This window comes from Streptomyces sp. NBC_01433, assembly GCF_026340105.1.
GTDB lineage: Bacteria > Actinomycetota > Actinomycetes > Streptomycetales > Streptomycetaceae > Streptomyces.
In genome coordinates, this window is record NZ_JAPEPM010000001.1 from 4,244,336 (window position 1) to 4,263,387 (window position 19,052).

General features: G+C 69.4%; 18 protein-coding genes. 12 read left to right on the forward strand and 6 right to left on the reverse strand.

Annotated features, from left to right (window positions below; translation table 11 throughout):
* Nucleotides 1–9: 9 nt before the first annotated feature.
* Genes OG413_RS19050 through OG413_RS19060 form a run of 3 tightly spaced genes read left to right on the forward strand, consistent with a single transcriptional unit; the run spans nt 10 to nt 2,344 of the window.
* Nucleotides 10–714 carry a TerB family tellurite resistance protein gene (locus OG413_RS19050; protein ID WP_266807091.1) on the forward strand — a complete coding sequence of 235 codons (705 nt, stop codon included), beginning with the start codon at nt 10–12 and terminating at the stop codon, nt 712–714.
* 43 nt (nt 715–757) lie between these two features.
* The gene (gene recO, locus OG413_RS19055; protein WP_266807093.1) at nt 758–1,504 is read left to right on the forward strand and encodes a DNA repair protein RecO; all 747 of its coding nucleotides are present in this window, start codon (nt 758–760) and stop codon (nt 1,502–1,504) included.
* A gap of 21 nt (nt 1,505–1,525) precedes the next feature.
* Complete coding sequence (locus OG413_RS19060) at nt 1,526–2,344, forward strand: isoprenyl transferase (RefSeq protein ID WP_266807094.1); 819 nt, start codon at nt 1,526–1,528, stop codon at nt 2,342–2,344.
* Between the two features lie 102 nt (nt 2,345–2,446).
* Here the strand turns inward: OG413_RS19060 and OG413_RS19065 are convergent, their stop codons facing one another.
* The 4 genes from OG413_RS19065 to OG413_RS19080 form a co-directional block, all read right to left on the reverse strand.
* Nucleotides 2,447–2,881 (reverse strand): Fur family transcriptional regulator, encoded by a 435-nt coding sequence (locus OG413_RS19065; protein WP_073724546.1) that lies wholly within the window; start codon nt 2,879–2,881, stop codon nt 2,447–2,449.
* A gap of 65 nt (nt 2,882–2,946) precedes the next feature.
* Nucleotides 2,947–3,846 (reverse strand): metal ABC transporter permease, encoded by a 900-nt coding sequence (locus tag OG413_RS19070; protein ID WP_266810240.1) that lies wholly within the window; start codon nt 3,844–3,846, stop codon nt 2,947–2,949.
* Complete coding sequence (locus OG413_RS19075; RefSeq protein WP_266807095.1) at nt 3,846–4,628, reverse strand: metal ABC transporter ATP-binding protein; 783 nt, start codon at nt 4,626–4,628, stop codon at nt 3,846–3,848. The genes OG413_RS19070 and OG413_RS19075 overlap by 1 nt, the downstream gene beginning before the upstream one ends.
* Before the next feature lie 44 nt (nt 4,629–4,672).
* Entirely contained in the window at nt 4,673–5,635 is a 963-nt protein-coding gene (locus tag OG413_RS19080; RefSeq protein WP_266807097.1) for a metal ABC transporter substrate-binding protein, read from the reverse strand.
* A 219-nt stretch (nt 5,636–5,854) separates the two neighbouring features.
* On the opposite strand from OG413_RS19080, the gene OG413_RS19085 reads away from it, so the two are divergent.
* The 4 genes from OG413_RS19085 to OG413_RS19100 all read left to right on the forward strand — a co-directional run bounded on the left by OG413_RS19085 (nt 5,855) and on the right by OG413_RS19100 (nt 8,342).
* Nucleotides 5,855–7,237, forward strand: a complete 1,383-nt coding sequence (locus OG413_RS19085) for a glycine--tRNA ligase (protein WP_073724554.1) — start codon at nt 5,855–5,857, stop codon at nt 7,235–7,237.
* Between the two features lie 98 nt (nt 7,238–7,335).
* Nucleotides 7,336–7,539 (forward strand): hypothetical protein, encoded by a 204-nt coding sequence (locus OG413_RS19090; protein ID WP_266807099.1) that lies wholly within the window; start codon nt 7,336–7,338, stop codon nt 7,537–7,539.
* Between the two features lie 191 nt (nt 7,540–7,730).
* Entirely contained in the window at nt 7,731–7,949 is a 219-nt protein-coding gene (locus OG413_RS19095) for a DUF6243 family protein (RefSeq protein WP_266807100.1), read from the forward strand.
* Nucleotides 7,950–8,132: 183 nt separating this feature from the next.
* Nucleotides 8,133–8,342 carry a DUF397 domain-containing protein gene (locus OG413_RS19100; protein ID WP_266807102.1) on the forward strand — a complete coding sequence of 70 codons (210 nt, stop codon included), beginning with the start codon at nt 8,133–8,135 and terminating at the stop codon, nt 8,340–8,342.
* Nucleotides 8,343–8,930: 588 nt separating this feature from the next.
* Here OG413_RS19100 and OG413_RS19105 read toward each other — a convergent pair.
* Nucleotides 8,931–9,356: a hypothetical protein gene (locus OG413_RS19105; RefSeq protein WP_266807103.1), complete on the reverse strand. Its 426-nt coding sequence runs from the start codon at nt 9,354–9,356 to the stop codon at nt 8,931–8,933.
* A 570-nt stretch (nt 9,357–9,926) separates the two neighbouring features.
* On the opposite strand from OG413_RS19105, the gene dusB reads away from it, so the two are divergent.
* From dusB to OG413_RS19125, 4 genes are all read left to right on the forward strand, one after another.
* Nucleotides 9,927–11,075, forward strand: a complete 1,149-nt coding sequence (gene dusB / locus OG413_RS19110; protein ID WP_266807104.1) for a tRNA dihydrouridine synthase DusB — start codon at nt 9,927–9,929, stop codon at nt 11,073–11,075.
* Nucleotides 11,076–11,675: 600 nt separating this feature from the next.
* Nucleotides 11,676–14,387: a pyruvate, phosphate dikinase gene (gene ppdK, locus OG413_RS19115; protein WP_266807105.1), complete on the forward strand. Its 2,712-nt coding sequence runs from the start codon at nt 11,676–11,678 to the stop codon at nt 14,385–14,387.
* A 676-nt stretch (nt 14,388–15,063) separates the two neighbouring features.
* Nucleotides 15,064–16,098 carry a helix-turn-helix transcriptional regulator gene (locus tag OG413_RS19120; protein WP_266807107.1) on the forward strand — a complete coding sequence of 345 codons (1,035 nt, stop codon included), beginning with the start codon at nt 15,064–15,066 and terminating at the stop codon, nt 16,096–16,098.
* Between the two features lie 169 nt (nt 16,099–16,267).
* On the forward strand, nt 16,268–16,678 hold the full coding sequence (locus OG413_RS19125) for a VOC family protein (protein ID WP_266807109.1): 411 nt from the start codon (nt 16,268–16,270) through the stop codon (nt 16,676–16,678).
* 98 nt (nt 16,679–16,776) lie between these two features.
* On the opposite strand, the gene OG413_RS19130 is transcribed toward OG413_RS19125, so the two are convergent.
* Entirely contained in the window at nt 16,777–17,940 is a 1,164-nt protein-coding gene (locus tag OG413_RS19130; protein WP_266807111.1) for an alkaline phosphatase PhoX, read from the reverse strand.
* A 285-nt stretch (nt 17,941–18,225) separates the two neighbouring features.
* On the opposite strand from OG413_RS19130, the gene OG413_RS19135 reads away from it, so the two are divergent.
* Nucleotides 18,226–19,017 carry a TSUP family transporter gene (locus OG413_RS19135; protein ID WP_266807112.1) on the forward strand — a complete coding sequence of 264 codons (792 nt, stop codon included), beginning with the start codon at nt 18,226–18,228 and terminating at the stop codon, nt 19,015–19,017.
* Nucleotides 19,018–19,052 lie beyond the last annotated feature (35 nt).

Genomic DNA, 19,052 nt, shown 5'->3' on the forward strand with positions numbered 1-19,052 from the left:
GTGCACGACGTGCGGTCAGCCAAGGGACAACGCGCTCTGAAGCCGGTCATCTACGGCATCCGCACCGTCTGGAACACCGTCGGTGACGGCGAGTTCTTCTGCCCCGGCTGCGGCGGCGACCGCAACTACCGCCGCCTCACCGGGCGTCGGCGCTTCACGGTGCTCGGCGTGCCGCTGCTGCGGCGCGGCAGCGCGGGGCCCGTCGTCGAATGCGCCGTCTGCCGGGCGCACTTCGCCACCGACACCCTCGACCACCCCACCACCACCCGGTTCTCCACGATGCTCCGGGAGGCCGTGCACACGGTCACGCTCGGCGTCCTCGCGGCCGGCGGCACCACCTCCCGCACGGTCCTGGACACCGCGGTCGCCACCGTGCGCGACGCCGGGCTCGACGACTGCACCCGGGAACAGCTCTTCACCATCGTCGAGGTGCTCGCCGCCGACACCGGGCACGGCCCCGGCGCCGACCCCGCGGCCGAGGCGTGCGGGGCGACCCTCGCCATCGAGCTGCACGAGGTCCTGGGCCCCCTCGCGCCGCACCTGGCCACCGCGGGACGCGAGTCGGTGCTGCTCCAGGGCGCCAGGATCGCGCTGGCCGACGGCCCGTACAGCCCGGCGGAGCGTGAGGTGCTGACCACGGTCGGCAGCGCGCTCCAGCTCTGCGCCGACGACACCGCCCGCCTCCTCGCGGCGGCCGCCCGCACACCCTCGTAACCGTCGCCGACGGCCCGGCCGCCCGGTGGGCGACAATGGGTGCATGAGCTTGTTCCGGGACGACGGCGTCGTGCTGCGTACGCAGAAACTGGGCGAGGCCGACCGGATCATCACGATCCTGACCCGCGGCCACGGCCGGGTGCGCGCGGTCGCCCGCGGGGTGCGCCGCACCAAGTCCAAATTCGGCGCCCGCCTCGAACCGTTCTCCCATGTGGACGTGCAGTTCTTCGCCCGCGGCAGCGAGCTGATCGGCCGCGGCCTTCCGCTCTGCACCCAGAGCGAGACGATCGCTCCGTACGGTGGCGGCATCGTCGCCGACTACGCCCGCTACACCGCGGGCACCGCGATGCTGGAGACCGCCGAGCGGTTCACCGACCACGAGGGCGAGCCCGCGGTCCAGCAGTACCTGTTGCTCGTCGGCGGACTGCGCACCCTCGCCCGGGGGGAGCACGCACCGCATCTCATCCTCGACGCGTTCCTGCTGCGTTCCCTCGCGGTCAACGGCTACGCCCCCAGTTTCGAGGACTGCGCGAAGTGCGGAATGCCCGGACCGAACCGGTTCTTCTCCGTCGCGTCGGGCGGTGTCGTATGCGGCGACTGCCGGGTGCCCGGGAGCGTCGTACCCTCGGCGGAGGCCCTCGTACTGCTGAGTGCGCTGCTCACCGGTGACTGGGAGACGGCGGACGCGTGCGAGGCGCGTCATGTCAGGGAGGGGAGCGGACTGGTGTCCGCCTATCTGCACTGGCATCTGGAGCGCGGACTGCGCTCGCTGCGGTACGTAGAGAAGTGACACAGGGAGACTGAGAAGCTCATGGCAGTACGCGGGATCCTCGGCGGCCGTAACCGGCGCACGTTCAAGACCCCCGAGCCGCACCCCTCCGGCGCGACGCCTCCGAAGATCCCCGGCGAGCTCGTGCCCAAGCACGTCGCCGTCGTGATGGACGGTAACGGCCGCTGGGCCAAGGAGCGGGGTCTCCCGCGCACGGAGGGCCACAAGGTCGGTGAGGGCGTCGTCATGGACGTTCTCAAGGGCTGTATCGAGATGGGCGTCAAGAACCTCTCGCTGTACGCCTTTTCCACCGAGAACTGGAAGCGCTCGCCGGACGAGGTGAAGTTCCTGATGAACTTCAACCGGGACGTCATCCGCCGCCGCCGCGACGAGATGGACGAACTGGGCATCCGCATCCGCTGGGTGGGCCGGATGCCGAAGCTGTGGAAGTCCGTCGTCCAGGAGCTCCAGGTCGCCCAGGAGCAGACCAAGGACAACGACCGGATGACGCTGTACTTCTGCGTCAACTACGGTGGCCGCGCCGAGATCGCCGACGCCACGCAGCGCATCGCGCAGGATGTGGCGGACGGGAAGCTCGACCCGTCGAAGGTCAACGAGAAGACGTTCGCGAAGTACCTCTACTACCCGGACATGCCGGACGTGGACCTCTTCGTGCGCCCCAGCGGCGAGCAGCGCACCTCCAACTACCTGATCTGGCAGAGCGCGTACGCCGAGATGGTCTTCCAGGACGTCCTGTGGCCGGACTTCGACCGCCGTGACCTGTGGCGCGCCTGCCTGGAGTACGCACAGCGGGACCGCCGCTTCGGCGGGGCCGAGGAGGCGGCGGTCCAGCAGGGCTGAGCGGGGCGGGGCCGGTTCTCCGGCCCCGGTTCGCAGGTCCCGGTTCGCGTTCGCAGGCCCCCGGATCGTTCGCGGGCCCGGGGGCGTTCGCGGGCCCGGGCCTCAGCTCTTCGTCCGCGCGCACTCCGCGCAGGTCCCGAAGATCTCCACGGTGTGCGCGACGTTCACATAGCCGTGCTGGGCGGCGATCGTCTCGGCCCACTGCTCCACCGCGGGTCCTTCGACCTCGACGGCCTTGCCGCAGATCCGGCACACCAGATGGTGGTGGTGGTCGCCGGTCGAGCACCGCCGGTACACCGACTCGCCCTCGGTCGTGCGCAGCACGTCCACCTCGCCCGCGTCGGCGAGGGACTGAAGGGTGCGGTAGACCGTGGTCAGCCCCACCGAGTCGCCGCGGTGTTTGAGCACGTCGTGCAGCTCCTGCGCGCTGCGGAACTCGTCCACCCCGTCGAGCGCCGCCGCGACCGCCGCGCGCTGCCGGGTGGACCGGCCGCGTACCGGGGCTGCGTTCGTGCCACTGATCGGCGCCGTGGCCACTGGTGCCTCCTCGTGTCGCCCGTTCATCTGTCGGGCCATTGTGCCAGCCCGCCCCGGTGACCCGGTCAAGCCCGCACGTCCTCCGTGACCTGGCGGGCGGCCGGTACCTCCAGGGTGCACCCGTCCCGGTCCGCCGCGCCCGCACGGGCGCGCCGTTTCGCGAGGGGCGTGGCGAGCGCGGTCAGCAGGATGAACGCGGCGATGGCCATCAGCACGATCGTGGCGCCGGGGGGCACGTCCTGGTAGTACGTCGTCACCGTACCCGCGAGGGTGACGACGGTGCCGATGACGACGGCCAGGACGAACGTCACCTTGAACGACTTCGAGATCTGCTGCGCCGCCGCGACGGGCACCACCATCAGCGCGCTGACCAGCAGCAGCCCGACGACGCGCATCGCGACGGTGACCGTCACCGCGGCCGTCACCGCGACCAGCAGGTTCAGCGCGCGCACCGGCAGCCCGGTGACGCGGGCGAACTCCTCGTCCTGGCTGACCGCGAACAGCTGCCTGCGCAGCCCCACGGTCACCAGCATGACGAAGGCCGCCAGGACGCAGATCGCGGTGACGTCGGCCTCGGAGACGGTGGACAGCGAGCCGAAGAGGTACGACATCAGGTTCGCGTTGGAGCCGGTGTCGGACATGTTGATCAGCATGACGCCGCCCGCCATGCCGCCGTAGAAGAGCATGGCCAGGGCGATGTCGCCGCGGGTGTGTCCGTACCAGCGGATCAGTTCCATGACGACCGCACCGGCCACGGCGACGGCCGTGGCCATCCAGACGGGGCTGGTGGAGAGCAGGAAGCCGAGGCCGACCCCGGTCATCGCGATGTGGCCGATGCCGTCGCCCATCAGGGCCTGGCGGCGCTGGACCAGGTAGATACCGATGGCGGGGGCGGTGATGCCGACCAGGACGGCCGCGATCAGGGCCCGCTGCATGAAGGGGGGATTCAGGAATTCCAGCATGATCAGGTCAGCAGTCCCGTCCGGACGGGCTCGGAAGCCGCGTGGGGGTGTACGTGGTCGTGGCCGGGGAGGGCGTGCTGGCCCAGGGCCTCGGGGGGCGGTCCGTCGTGTGTCACGCAGCCCTCGCGCAGCACGATCGCCCGGTCGATCAGGGGCTCCAGCGGTCCGAGCTCGTGCAGGACGAGCAGGACGGAGATGCCGGCGGCCACCTGCTCGCGCAGGGTCGTGGCGAGGATCTCCTGGCTGGCGAGGTCGACCCCGGCCATCGGCTCGTCCATGATCAGCAGTTCCGGTTCGGCGGCGAGGGCGCGGGCGATCAGGACCCGCTGGTGCTGGCCGCCGGACAGGGCGCTCACGGAGTCCTTGGCGCGGTCGGTGAGGCCGACGAGCTCTATGGCCCGGTCGACGGCCGCCCGGTCCGCCCGGCCGGGCAGCCGCAGCTTCGTGCGGGACAGCCGCCCGGAGGCCACGACCTCGCGGATCGTGGCCGGGACGCCGCCCGCCGCCGTGGTGCGCTGCGGTACGTAGCCGACGCGCCCCCACTGGCGGAAGCGGCGCAGCTCGGTGCCGAACAGTTCGACGGTGCCGCCGGTGAGCGGGACCTGGCCGATGACGGAGCGGACGGCGGTGGACTTGCCGGAACCGTTGGCGCCGAGCAGGGCCACGACCTCACCGCGGTGGACGGTGAGGTCGACACCGCGCAGCACGGGGCGTGCGCCGAGGGTGGCCGTGGCGCCGCGCAGGCTGATCACGGCTTCTGGTGCGGTACTCCCGGGCTCGGGCATGAGCGCCTCCGATGCTGCTGCGGGTGGGGCGGGTGTTACGTAGGTCACTTCGCGCCGAGTGCCTTCTGCAGCGCGGCCAGGTTGGACTCCATGACCTCGATGTAGTCAGCGCCCTTGGACGCGCCGGTGATTCCCTCCAGCGGGTCCAGGACGTCGGTCCTGAGGCCGGTGTCCTTCGCGAGGGTCTTGGCGGTCTTGTCGCTGGCCAGCGTCTCGAAGAAGACGGTGGTGGCCCTGCTCTTCTCCGCGACGGTGTGGATCTCCTGGATCCGCGCCGGGCTGGGCTCGGCCTCGGGGTCGATCCCGGCGATGCCCTCCTGGGTGAGCCCGTAGCGCTCGGCCAGGTATCCGAAGGCGGAGTGGGTGGTGATGAAGGTCTTGGTGGCGGTGTCCTTCAGACCGGTCTCGAACGACGTGTTCAGCGCGTCCAGCCTGTCGACCAGGGCGGTCGTGTTCTTCGCGTAGTCCGCGGCGTGGTCGGGGTCCGCCTTCTGAAGGGACTTCCCGACGCCCTTGGCGACCTCGGCGTACTTCACCGGGTCCAGCCAGATGTGCGGGTCGGCGCCGGCTTCCCCGCCCTCGTGCTCGTGGCCGTGCTCCTCGCCCTCGTGGCCTCCGACCTCGGCGCCGTGGTCCTCCAGCGTGGTGAGCTTCGCCGCGTCGACGCTGTCCCTGACCCCGGACTGGGCGATCGCGTCGTCGACGGCGGGCTGGATGCCCTTGAGGTAGAGGACGTAGTCGGCGTCGCTCAGGCCGCCTATCTGCCTCGGGGTGAGCTCCAGGTCGTGCGGCTCGACACCCGGCTTGGTCAGGGTGGTCACATCGACGTGCTTCCCGCCGATCTCCTCGGCGAGGAACTGCATGGGATAGAAGGACGCCACCACGATCAGCTTCCCGCCGCTCTCGTGTTCGGCGGCGTCGGGGCCGGAACAGGCGGACAGCGCGGTGAGGCCGAGCGCGACTGATCCGGCGACGGCTGCGGTGGGTATGAGGCGGCGTACGTTCATGACAGTCATTTTCAACAAAAGTGGAAACGATTGTCAACAAGACTGATGAGATGCCCGGAAGGACACCCGAAGATCGCTTGACTCCCCACCGATTTGATCCGGGGGGTGCGCCCGCCGGTAATCTGAAGCATTCGCCCGCTCGTCACCCGATCACCACCCCCCACCGAGGCGCTCCGCGCCGCCCCTGTCCAATTTCACCGTCGTAATGAAGAGAGCACCGTGGCCGCCGACAAGATCGACACCATCGTCAGCCTGAGCAAGCGCCGTGGCTTCGTCTACCCCTGCAGTGAGATCTACGGCGGCCAGAAGGCCGCCTGGGACTACGGGCCGCTGGGCGTGGAGATGAAGGAGAACCTCAAGCGTCAGTGGTGGCGTTACATGGTCACCTCGCGCGAGGACGTGGTCGGTCTCGACTCGTCGGTCATCCTGGCCCCCGAGGTCTGGGTCGCCTCCGGCCATGTCGCCACCTTCTCGGACCCGCTCACCGAGTGCACCTCGTGTCACAAGCGTTACCGCGCCGACCACCTGGAAGAGGCGTACGAGGAGAAGCACGGCAAGCCCCCGGTCAACGGGCTCGCCGACCTCAACTGCCCCAACTGCGGCAACAAGGGCACGTTCACCGAGCCCAAGCAGTTCTCGGGCCTCCTCTCCACGCACCTCGGCCCGACCCAGGACTCCGGCTCGGTCGCCTACCTGCGCCCCGAGACCGCCCAGGGCATCTTCACCAACTTCGGCCAGGTCCAGCAGACTTCGCGCAAGAAGCCGCCGTTCGGCATCGCCCAGATGGGCAAGTCCTTCCGGAACGAGATCACGCCGGGCAACTTCATCTTCCGCACCCGCGAGTTCGAGCAGATGGAGATGGAGTTCTTCGTCAAGCCGGGCGAGGACGAGCAGTGGCAGGAATACTGGATGGAACAGCGCTGGAACTGGTACACCGGCCTGGGCATGCGCGAGGAGAACATGCGCTGGTTCGAGCACCCGGCGGAGAAGCTCTCGCACTACTCCAAGCGCACCGCTGACATCGAGTACCGCTTCCGCTTCGGCGGCAGCGAGTGGGGCGAGCTGGAAGGCGTCGCCAACCGTACGGACTACGACCTCAAGGCGCACTCCAAGGCCTCGGGCACGGACCTGTCGTACTTCGACCAGGAGGCCGGCGAGCGCTGGACCCCGTACGTCATCGAGCCCGCCGCCGGTGTCGGCCGCTCGCTGCTGGCCTTCCTGCTGGACGCGTACATCGAGGACGAGGCGCCCAACGCCAAGGGCGTCATGGAGAAGCGCACCGTGATGCGCCTCGACCCGCGCCTGGCACCGGTCAAGGTCGCGGTCCTGCCGCTGTCCCGCAACCCGCAGCTCTCGCCGAAGGCCAAGGGCCTGGCCACCGACCTGCGCAAGAACTGGAACATCGAGTTCGACGACGCGGGCGCCATCGGCCGCCGTTACCGTCGCCAGGACGAGATCGGTACGCCGTTCTGCGTCACCGTCGACTTCGACACCCTCGACGACAACGCGGTGACCGTGCGTGAGCGCGACACCATGCAGCAGGAGCGCGTCTCCCTGGACCAGATCCAGGCCTACCTGGGCGCCCGTCTGCTCGGCTGCTGACGCCCCGCACCCGCACAGCGGCGAAGCCCCCGGTTCCGTGTACGGAGCCGGGGGCTTCGTTGCACACTGGGGCCCACGCTCCCCTTCAGGAGGCACGCATGCCGTCCATGACCACGAGCAAGGTCACCAGATGGGACCAGCACGGCAGTGAACACACCGTCCAGGTAAGGAAGTCGGGGACGCGGCGCCGGCTGACCTGCGACACCTGCGGGTGGCACATCGAGGCGCAGTTCCTGCCCTGGCTGAAGGCCGAGGAGCACCTGGCCGAGGAGCATCGGGCGACGGTCGACCCGACGGTCTGAGCGCGCGGCCGGTCCCGCCCACGGGGCAGAAAATCGAGTACGTGGCTCCACCCCGGTCGCGGTACGGTTCCCCCATGTCTTCGTTCTTCCAGATCTACGAGTGAGAGCGCGGCGGGCTCGACCACCCGCCGCCCACCGGATCGATCCAGATCAGTTCATTCCTCACTTCTCACCACGAATGGGAGAACGCCGTGGCAAAGAGCCGCAACAACCTCCTCGGTGTGGGCGGACAGCGCAAGAAGCTGTCCCGCGCCGAACAGCAGGGCGCGGGTCCCGCGCGCAACGCCGACCGCGAGACGGCCGAGGAGAAGAAGCAGGAGCTGCTGCGCAAGATGCGCGAGCGCGCCGGAGCCGGCCAGACCGACCAGTCGGGCCGGGACGAGTCGGCATCATCGTCCGACGCGAGCTGACGCGCACTCAGCTCCGCTGGGGGTTCCGGTAAGGATTCCCGGACGATTTCCCGTATGAGTTCCCGTACGACCGTGGGCCCGGAACACCTCAGGTGTTCCGGGCCCACGTATGTGGGGGCCTGGGCGGCGGAGGGAGCGGAGGTCTCAGGGGAGCTACGATCAGTCAGGTGAGAAGGGCATCCTGTGACAACCGATTCGCTCCGCTGGTTCAAGTCCTCCTACAGCTCCAACGGTGGCCAGTGCGTCGAGGTCGCCGCCGATCTGATCGCCTCGCGCGGCGTGGTTCCCGTCCGTGACTCCAAGGATCTGTGCGGCCCCGCTCTGGACTTCCCGGCCGGTGCGTTCGCCTCGTTCGTGGCGGGTGTCAAGGCCGGAGAGTTCGGCACCGTCTGACCAACCGGTTCGGCGTCGCCCCATCGTGCCGTGGATGGTGGGGCTTCGTGCTGCCCCGGCGGCCGGCTCATGTCGTACGCCGAGTCCGTCCAGTCGTACCAACTGGGCTGGGAGGTACTTCACTTCGCCCCGTGTTGGCGGCCTACTGTCAACACTGTCGGAGGCGCTGGGCCTGACCGGCGCCCATGGCCATGATCGAGCGGGTGCTCGCCTGGCGCGGCGAGCCGGAACTGCGCGGCAGAGTCCTCATGTGCGAGGGGGCGTGGCCTGAGTAGCCTCGGTCGCGGGCAAGGCGTCCTCGTTCTCTGATCGCGACGACGCAGATGACTGCTGCGCACCCCGGAACGGCCACCTGAACTGCTCAGTGGCCAACTGGAGCAATCAGCACCACCGGTGCGGTCATGGGTGCGACCATCGGTGATCATCGTGAGTTGTGTGGACTGACGAAGAGACGGTGGCCGGAGGGTCATCGCATGGATCCCGCCCGTTGGCGGGACGTGGCCGAAGCCTTGACGGGCCGGATCGCGGGCCGCTTTGCCCAGGTCGAACCCCGCGTCCCGCCATCAGCGATCGGGTTCGTGGCTGGGCTCACCGATCGCTCAGGACGGTGACGAAGCGACCGAAGGCCTCGTCCTCAGCGCGATTGTCGGCGAACTCCGCGCACAGCTGAGGAAAATCAACCCAGGCCTCGCCCTCGACGGTCCATCTGGCAAAGCTGCAACGTCCGTCGCAGATGCGCACTTCGTCGACCCACTGGTCGAGCCCATCGCCCATCGAGTAGACGAAGAAACGCGCGTCCTCCACAGCTGGGGCCAGCAGGTCGATGAGCCGGTGGAGGTTGCGAATATCGATGTAGCAGACGTCCGGCAGCTGGTCCCAGCAAAGGTAGTCAGCCTCCGGCGGGCCCAGATCGAACTCCCATCCCCGCCCGTGGACCCCCTGGTTGCGCAGTTGGACGGGCCAGACCTGCCGAGGCAGCTCGGCGGTCACCACCGAGAGTGTCTCCTCGACCATGGACCGCCACCCGGGGCGCACGCGAGTGAACGTCCGATACGGGTCAGGCCACGGCGACACCTGGGGAATGCGCAACCGGAACCGCCCGTACCAGCGGCTATCGCGCTCCGTGACGAACGTATTCGGCGGTTCAATCGGACAAGAATCTCTCATGCGTTGAGCGTAAAACGGGGGGCTTGAGAAGGGGTCCGCTCCTGTCTGTCCGCAGGTTCGAATCCCGTCGGCACCGCAGCTGACCCGGACGTGGCTGAGCGCCGTCATCGCCGGCGTCGAGGTGGGGTCGGCCGGTGCCCGTGCGGCATCGGCGATACGGAAGCCCGTCCCGGCGTCGCGGCTGTCGGGGCTGAAGCGGCTGAAGCAGCCGAGGTGGCCGGACCTGGTGGCCGAGGTGGCCGAGGGGCCGAACCTGGCGGCCGTGGCACGGCCGGGCCCCGCTCGGCGCATGACGACCGTGTGCCGCCACCGGTGACCGCCCCGGGACCGCCCCGGGACCGGCCCGGGACCGGCCCGGGACCCAGGCGCGGCCGACGCCGGGCACAGTGGTTTCCGGCGGTACGGGACAATGGGGGAATGACCACGCTCGCCCCCGCGCTCCCGCAGCTCCGCATCGGCCCGCACACCGTGCAGCCGCCGGTGGTGCTCGCCCCCATGGCCGGTATCACCAACGCCCCGTTCCGCACCCTGTGCCGGGAGTTCTCCGGCGGCAAGGGGCTGTTCGTCAGCGAGATGATCACGACGCGGGCGCTGGTCGAGCGCAACGAGAAGACCATGCAGCTCATCCACTTCGACGCGAGCGAGACCCCGCGCTCCATCCAGCTGTACGGAGTGGACCCGGTCACCGTCGGCAAGGCGGTCCGGATGATCGTCGACGAGAACCTCGCCGATCACATCGACCTGAACTTCGGCTGCCCGGTCCCCAAGGTCACCCGCAAGGGCGGCGGCTCCGCGCTCCCGTACAAGCGGCCCCTGCTGCGGGCCATCCTGCACCAGGCCGTCTCCAACGCGGGCGCGCTTCCGGTCACCATCAAGATGCGCAAGGGCATCGACGACGACCACATCACCTACCTCGACGCGGGCCGCATCGCCGTCGAGGAGGGCGTCACGGCCGTCGCCCTGCACGGCAGGACCGCGGCCCAGCACTACGGCGGCACCGCCGACTGGGACGCCATCGCGCGCCTCAAGGAGCATGTCCCGGAGATCCCGGTCCTCGGCAACGGCGACATCTGGTGCGCGGACGACGCGCGCCGGATGATGCGCGAGACGGGCTGCGACGGCGTGGTCGTCGGCCGGGGCTGCCTGGGGCGCCCCTGGCTCTTCGGCGACCTGGTGAGCGCCTTCGAGGGGACCCCGACGCGGCAGGCGCCGGGGCTGCGCGAGGTCGCGGACGTCATGCTGCGTCACGCGACGCTGTTGGGGGAGTGGATCGGCGACGAGACCCGTGGCGTGATCGACTTCCGCAAGCACGTGGCCTGGTACCTCAAGGGCTTCTCCGTCGGCTCCGAGATGCGCAAGAAGCTGGCGATCACCTCCTCGCTGGAGGAGCTGGGCGGCCAGCTGCGCGAACTGGACCTGGACCAGCCCTGGCCGGACGGTGCGGACGGGCCGCGCGGGCGCACCTCGGGCAACAACCGGGTCGTCCTGCCGGACGGCTGGCTGAAGGACCCCTATGACTGCGCGGGCGTGAGCGCCGACGCGGAGCTGGACACCTCGGGCGGCTGAGCCCGTCACACGCTGTGCCCGGAGGGCAGGCGGCAGGCACCCGGTGCCTGCCGCCTGCCCTTGCTCGTTTGAGCGGTAAATGCGGCGAGGTTCGGCGAAGTTCGGCAAGGTTCGGCGCGAAATCGCCGGTGTCCGACCGCCCTGGGGCGCCGTGCGGCCCCGATATCCCTCCGCAGGTCGCTCTTGGTGCTTCCGGCGTGACCCAGTGGCGTCACAGGGGCGTCCGGATGGTGACATCTGCGCATCACCGGTAGCGTGATTCGCGCCACTCCTGAGGGGGTGATGGCTCAGATGAGCGGCGAATGAGGAGGTGTACTTCTCAAATGATGGCACTCGGTGCCAGGGGGCTTTGACTTGATCGGTCGACGCCTTCACTGCGCACCGTGGATGGATCGAGTGAAATCGCTTGCTGTGTGTGCCTATTCATTCGAGAAGTGAAGGCAGTGGTTCGGTCAGCGGAACATCGCCGTCACTTTCGATCTGCTGGCGGACGGGTGGTTGAGACCGCATGACGCGCAAGTGGACGTACCCAGACACCTTCGATCTGGGTATGTTCCTCGCCGTCAGGGCAGCCACCGCGTCCTCGAGGAGTCGAGACCCGTGTCGGAAAACAAAGATCCCCAGAAGTTCGTCTACGACTTCACCGAGGGCAACAAGGATCTGAAGGACCTCCTGGGCGGCAAGGGCGCCAACCTCGCCGAGATGACCAACCTCGGGCTGCCCGTCCCTCCGGGCTTCACCATCACCACCGAGGCGTGCAAGGTCTACCTCGACAGCGGCGAGGCGCCCACGGCGCTGCGCGAAGAGGTGAGCGCGCACCTCGCGGCGCTCGAAGCGCGGATGGGCAAGAAGCTCGGCCAGGCCGACGACCCGCTGCTGGTCTCCGTCCGCTCCGGCGCCAAGTTCTCGATGCCCGGCATGATGGACACCGTCCTCAACATCGGCCTCTCCGACGCCTCCGTCATCGGTCTCGCCGCCCAGGCCGGCGACGAGCGCTTCGCGTGGGACTCCTACCGCCGCCTCATCCAGATGTTCGGCAAGACCGTCCTCGGGGTCGACGGCGACCTCTTCGAGGAGGCTCTGGAGGCGGCGAAGACGGCCAAGAAGGTCAGCGTCGACACGGACCTCGCCGCGGCCGACCTGAAGAAGCTGGTCGAGAAGTTCAAGAAGATCGTCGGGGCGGAGGCCGGACGTGACTTCCCGCAGGACCCGCGGGAGCAGATGGACCTCGCCATAAACGCGGTCTTCCACTCGTGGAACACCGACCGCGCCAAGCTCTACCGCCGCCAGGAGCGCATCCCCGGCGACCTCGGCACGGCCGTCAACGTGTGCTCGATGGTCTTCGGCAACCTCGGCTCCGACTCCGGTACGGGCGTCGCCTTCACCCGTGACCCGGCCAGCGGCCAGCAGGGCGTCTACGGCGACTACCTGCAGAACGCGCAGGGTGAGGACGTCGTCGCCGGTATCCGCAACACCGTGGCGCTCGCCGAGCTGGAGTCGATCGACAAGACGTCGTACGACCGGCTGATGCAGATCATGGAGAAGCTGGAGACCCACTACAAGGATCTCTGCGACATCGAATTCACCATCGAGCGCGGCCAGTTGTGGATGCTCCAGACCCGGGTCGGCAAGCGCACCGCGGGTGCCGCCTTCCGGATCGCCACCCAGCTCGTCGACCAGGGCCTGATCGACGAGGCGGAGGCACTCCAGCGCGTCAACGGGGCCCAGCTCGCGCAGCTGATGTTCCCCCGCTTCGACGACGAGGCCACGACCGAGCTGCTCGGCCGCGGGATCGCCGCGTCCCCGGGCGCCGCGGTCGGCAAGGCGGTCTTCGACTCGTACACGGCCATCAAGTGGTCCCGGTCCGGCGAGAAGGTCATCCTCATCCGCCGCGAGACCAACCCGGACGACCTCGACGGCATGATCGCCGCCGAGGGCATCCTGACCTCGCGCGGCGGCAAGACCTCGCACGCCGCGGTCGTCGCCCGGGGCATGGGCAAGACCTGTGTCTGCGGCGCCGAGGACCTGGAGGTCGACACCAAGCGGCGCCGGATGACCGTGGGCGGCCGGGTGATCGAGGAGGGCGACGTCGTCTCCGTCGACGGCTCCAACGGCAAGGTGTACCTCGGTGAGGTACCCGTCGTACCGTCCCCGGTCGTCGAGTACTTCGAGGGCCGGATGCACGCGGGCGCCGATGACGCCGACGAACTGGTCGTCGCCGTGCACCGGATCATGGCGTACGCGGACCGGGTGCGCCGGCTGCGCGTACGGGCCAACGCGGACAACGCCGAGGACGCCCTGCGGGCCCGGCGCTTCGGGGCCCAGGGCATCGGCCTGTGCCGCACCGAGCACATGTTCCTCGGCGAGCGCCGCGAGATGGTCGAGAAGCTGATCCTGGCGGACACCGACGCCGAGCGCGAGGCCGCCCTGGCCACGCTGCTGCCGTTGCAGAAGGCCGACTTCATCGAGCTGTTCGAGTCGATGGACGGGCTGCCCGTCACCGTACGGCTGCTCGACCCGCCGCTGCACGAGTTCCTGCCCGACATCACCGAGCTCTCGGTACGGGTCGCGCTCGCCGAGTCCCGCAACGACGCCAACGAGAACGATCTGCGCCTGCTCCAGGCGGTCCACAAGCTGCACGAGCAGAACCCGATGCTGGGCCTGCGCGGAGTACGTCTGGGTCTGGTCATCCCAGGTCTGTTCGCGATGCAGGTGCGCGCCATCGCCGAGGCCGCCGCCCAGCGCAAGAACGCCAAGGGCGATCCGCGCCCCGAGATCATGATTCCGCTCGTCGGCACGGTCCAGGAGCTGGAGATCGTCCGCGAGGAGGCCGACCGGGTCATCACCGAGGTCCAGGCGGCCACCGGCACCAACCTGAAGCTGACCATCGGCACCATGATCGAGCTGCCGCGCGCCGCGCTGACCGCGGGCCAGATCGCCGAGGCGGCCCAGTTCTTCTCGTTCGGCACGAACGACCTGACCCAGACGGTGTGGGGCTTCTCCCGCGACGACGTGGAGGCATCGTTCTTCACCGCGTACCTGGAGAAGGGCATTTTCGGGGTGTCGCCGTTCGAGACGATCGACAAGGACGGGGTCGGCGCGCTGGTGCGCAGCGCCGTCGAGGCGGGCCGGGCGACCCGCCCCGACCTCAAGCTCGGCGTCTGCGGCGAGCACGGCGGGGACCCGGAGTCGGTGCACTTCTTCCACGAGGTGGGCCTGGACTACGTCTCCTGCTCGCCGTTCCGTATCCCGGTGGCACGTCTGGAGGCGGGCAGGGCCGCCGCGGATTCGAGGGGCAGCGACAGCCGCTGACGCGGGGCCGCCCGAGCGGCGAGGGCCGCTGACGCGGCGCCGAGGACCATCACCGAGAAGCGGCGGCACCCTGTGCGGGGGTGCCGCCGTTTCGCTCGTGCGGCGCGGTGCGGCGCGGTGTCTGCGGCGCGGTGCCTGCGGTGTTGGTGTGGTGTCTGCGTAGAGGTGCTGTGTGGTGTCTGCGGCGCGGTGAGGCGTGGGTTCTGGAGTCCCCGTCCGCCGGGGTGCGGGTGTGTCCGGACGAAGGGGACTCGCGCCGTCTCGCGCCGCAGACCTCCTACGTATATTCGCTCCGGCGCTTCGGGGCCCGCCGCTGAATCCGCCCCGGCCGTCTCCGCCCCGTTCCGCTCCCCTTGCTTCGTTTAGCGCGCAAAGAAAGAAGAGGTTAGGGACCGGGGTGCGGCCCATGGATCCCCACCCATGGACCGCACCCGGCTTACCCCCGCCGGGCACGGAGCCGCACCGTCGCCTACCGCCGCCGAACACACAAAGCCCCCCACGGCCTTCACGCGTTCTTCCGGTGGCGCCGGATTCGTACCCGACGCCGTACAGCCTTTCGGGTGAAGCGGAACGGGGCGAGACGTTTCAACTGTGGCCGAAACCCCGTGGTGACCTCCTGTGACGGCCCGCATACCCTTTGGTGGGGGGCGATTGCGGTGCAACAGGTGGGGGAACGGTGCTGCGTATCCATGTGTCCGGGTCGGACCTTTCCAAGGTGCGGATGGCCACCAGGCCGGACGCATTGTGGGAAACAATTCTCAGTTTTCATAGGCTGAGAGATCGGCGCGCTTCCACGGTGTTCGGGAAATGGCGTACGGAATCCCGAGCCCGGTTGAATGGTGAAGTACATCTGCTGGCCGCGGTAGTTCCACCGCGCGGCTATTTCCCGGATTTCCTGACGCCTTCCCGGGAAGGCAACGAGCCATTCGGCCTCGATGTCGGAATAGAAGCCCTCCGTGACACCCCCGCCGACCGGCTCCACCAGGAACTGGCCCTGCTGGCCGCCGGGCGGCAACGAGGTGGACGGCCGCCGGGCGAGCGGGCCCACGGTGCCCCCGGCCGCTCCCCCGAAGCCCTGCTGGAGGCGCTCTCCGCGGGCCGCACCGAACCGCTCGGCCGTCTCATAGGTGCCCTGCGCAGCTACCACCGCGCCGCCGTCGAGCCGTACTGGCCGCACATCCGGGCGAGCATCGAGGCCGACCGGGCCGTCCGGGGCCGCGCCCTGCTGGACGGGGGCGCGGACGGACTGCTGGCCACCCTGCCGCCCATGATCCGGTGGCGCTCACCCGTACTGGAGGCGGACTATCCCGTCGACCGTGAACTGCACCTGAACGGGCGGGGGTTACTGCTCCAGCCGTCGTTCTTCTGCCGGGGCACCCCGGTCGTCTACCGCGACCCCAGTCTCCCGCCCGTCCTCGTCTATCCGGTGACCCATCACGGTGCCCCGTTCTTCGCCGAACCCGGTCCGTGGCTCGGCCGGCTCGTCGGGCACACCCGCTCCGCCGTCCTCCAGGCCATCGGCAACGGCTGTACGACGAGCGAGCTGGCCCGCAGGGCGGGGGTCTCCCTGGCGTCGGCCAGTCAGCACGCCTCCGTACTGCGCGAGGCGGGTCTGGTCCTCACCCTGCGCCACGGCAGCTCGGTCCTGCACACGCTCACCCCGCTGGGCGGTTCGCTGCTCAGGGGCGGCGCTCCGCTCGCCCTTTCCTGACCTGCGGGACAGCCGGTCCTCGGGTGCGTGGCTCCGCAGACCGAAGCCCCCCATGAAGCACTGGCGAAGCCCGATGAAGCGCTACTGGGTAACGTGGAACGGGACGAAGTGCCACATAGCGCATGGCGCGGGGGGTCATGGCGCCACCGAAACGAGAAGCGAGACAGTCATGCCTCAGATGATCTTCGTGAACCTGCCGGTGAAGGACCTGGAGACGTCGAAGAACTTCTTCGGAAAGCTCGGGTACGACTTCAACCCGCAGTTCACCGACGAAACAGCGGCCTGCCTGGTCATCAGCGACACGATCTTCTTCATGCTCATCACCGAGTCGCGCTTCAAGGAGTTCACCAAGAAGGACATAGCCGACTCCGCGAAGTCGACGGAGGTCATCCTCTGTCTGAGCGCCGAAAGCCGCGCCAAGGTCGACGAAGTCGCCGACGCCGCGCTCGCCGCCGGAGGGTTCCCGGCCAACGAACCCATGGATGAGGGCTATATGTACGGACGCTCCTTCCAGGACCCCGACCACCACCTCTGGGAAATCATGTGGATGGACCCGGAGGCCGTCGTGGGCGAGGGCTGATCCATCGGGGCTCCCGCCGCGGTGCTCCGGATGTCTCACCCCGGAACACCGCGTCAGTCGTATCGGGCGCCTCAGTCGTATCGGGCGCCTCGGCCGTATCAGGTGCGGAACGGGCCCTTCACCTCGTACGTGATGCCGCCCGACGAACTCCCGCTGGTGCCGCGCTGCGAGGAGAAGTAGAGCCGTGTGCCGTCCGGCGAGAACGAGGGTCCGGTGATCTCCGAGCCGGACTGGCCGGTGATCCGCAGGAACGGGGCGACGGTGTCGTCCGGGGTGATCAGGCAGATCTCCATGTTGCCGCCGTCCTCCGCGACATAGAGGTCGCCCGAGGCGGACCGGGTCACGTTGTCCACACCGGTCAGCGGAGCGCTGCCGCTGACCAGGGAGTCGTCGTAGGCGAGCGACAGGGACGAGGCGCCGGCGTCGTACGCCCACACCCGGTTGTCGCCCTTGGTGGTGAACCAGCAGGTGCCCGCCGCGTAGAAGCAGCCCTCGCCGCCGTTGAAGACCTTGGCGCCGGAGACCTGGTAGCGGGTCTGGGTGGGGGAGCCGTCCGGGTCGGGGACGGTTTCCCACGTCACCGGGCCCGAGGTGCCGGTGCCGGCCACCAGCACCTGGAGCGTGCCGCTCGCGAGGTTGCCCCACGTCGTGGGCCGGAAGCGGTAGAAGCGCCCGTCGGACTCGTCCTCGGTGAGGTAGACGTACCCGTGGTCCGGATCGGACGCCGCGGCCTCGTGCTTGAAACGGCCCAGCGCGGGCCGCTGCACCGCCGCCTTCACGCCCCACGGGTCGGTCTCGTAGACGTACCCCCGGGTGACCTCCTCGCAGGACAGCCAGGTGTTCCACGGGGTCTTCCCGCCCGCGCAGTTGTTGTTGGTGCCGGACAGGATCCGGTACGCGGCGGTGACGGTGCCCGAGGAGTCGAAGCGCACGGCGCTCGCCCCGCCGCCGCTGCCCGAGGACACCTCGGCGTTGGACACATAGATCCAGCCGGTGCCGTCGGCGTACGTCGCCCCGCCGTCGGGAGCGCTGTGCCAGCTGTACGAGGTCCCGGTCACGGTCTGCCCCGAACGGGCGACGATCCGGCTGCTGAAGCCGCTCGGCAGCTGGATGCCGTTGCCGTTGGCCGCCTGCGGCGCTCCGTACGGGCCGGTGCCGGGCTGGGCCGGGTCGGCGAAGGCGGCACCCCGCCACAGGGTGCCGCCGAAGGCCGCCGCCGAGCTGCCGATCACGGCTGTGCGCAAGAAGGTCCGACGTTCCACGATCACTCCACGAATGACGGGAGGGCCCGCCGGTCCGGTCGGCCCGGCGAGTCGCGCGTCAGGACAGTAGAGCGAGCGGGTTGACGGTGCGTCAATAACCGGTGAACGGCTCGCGGATGGGGACAGTCCGTTCGGGCTCCACGGGTACGCGGAGAACCGGTACGAGGATCTCGTCGTCGGGCAGGTCCTGGCCGGGCACGTTCGCGCGCACGCGAAACGGGCCGTGTGACGGTGCCCGCCGGGCCGTGTGAGGGCGTCGCGGAGGCGTCGCTTAGTGTCGAGTACATGCCCGAGATCACACTGACCACCCTGGTACTGCTCTGCCTCGCCGCCGCCGTGGCGGGCTGGATCGACGCGGTGGTCGGCGGTGGCGGGCTGCTGCTCCTGCCCGCGTTGCTGCTCGGCCTGCCGCACGTCCCGGCCGCCCAGATCCTCGGCACCAACAAGGCGGTCGCGATCGTCGGCACCTCGGGCGCCGCCGTGACGTACGTGCGCAAGGCGCCGGTCCAGGTGGGGACGGCCGTCCGGATCGGGCTGATGGCCCTGGCCGGGTCGATGGCCGGGGCGTTCTTCGCCGCCGGGATCAGCAGCGAGGTGCTGCGCCCGGTGATCATGGTGGTGCTGCTCGGGGTCGCGGCCTTCGTGATGCTGCGGCCGTCGTTCGGTACGGCGGTGGCGGGCGACGGTACGGGCGAGAAGGTCACCCGGGCTCGTACGGTCACCGCGATCGTCCTGGTCGGCGGTGGCATCGGCTTTTACGACGGGCTGTTCGGGCCGGGTACGGGCACCTTCCTGGTGCTGGCGCTGACCGCGGTGCTCCATCTGGATCTGGTGACCGCCTCCGCCACCGCCAAGATCGTCAATGTGTGCACGAACGGCGGGGCGCTGGCGATGTTCGCCTACCAGGGCACCGTGCTGTGGCAACTGGCCGCCGTGATGGCCGTGTTCAACCTGGCGGGCGGCATGATCGGCGCGCGCATGGCCCTGCGCAAGGGCAGCGACTTCGTCCGCGGGGTGCTGCTGGTGGTGGTGTTCGGGCTGGTCGCCAAGCTCGGCTTCGACCAGTGGACGGCGTAGCCCCGAGCCGCCGCGTGCTGGTGCGTGCCGGCCGG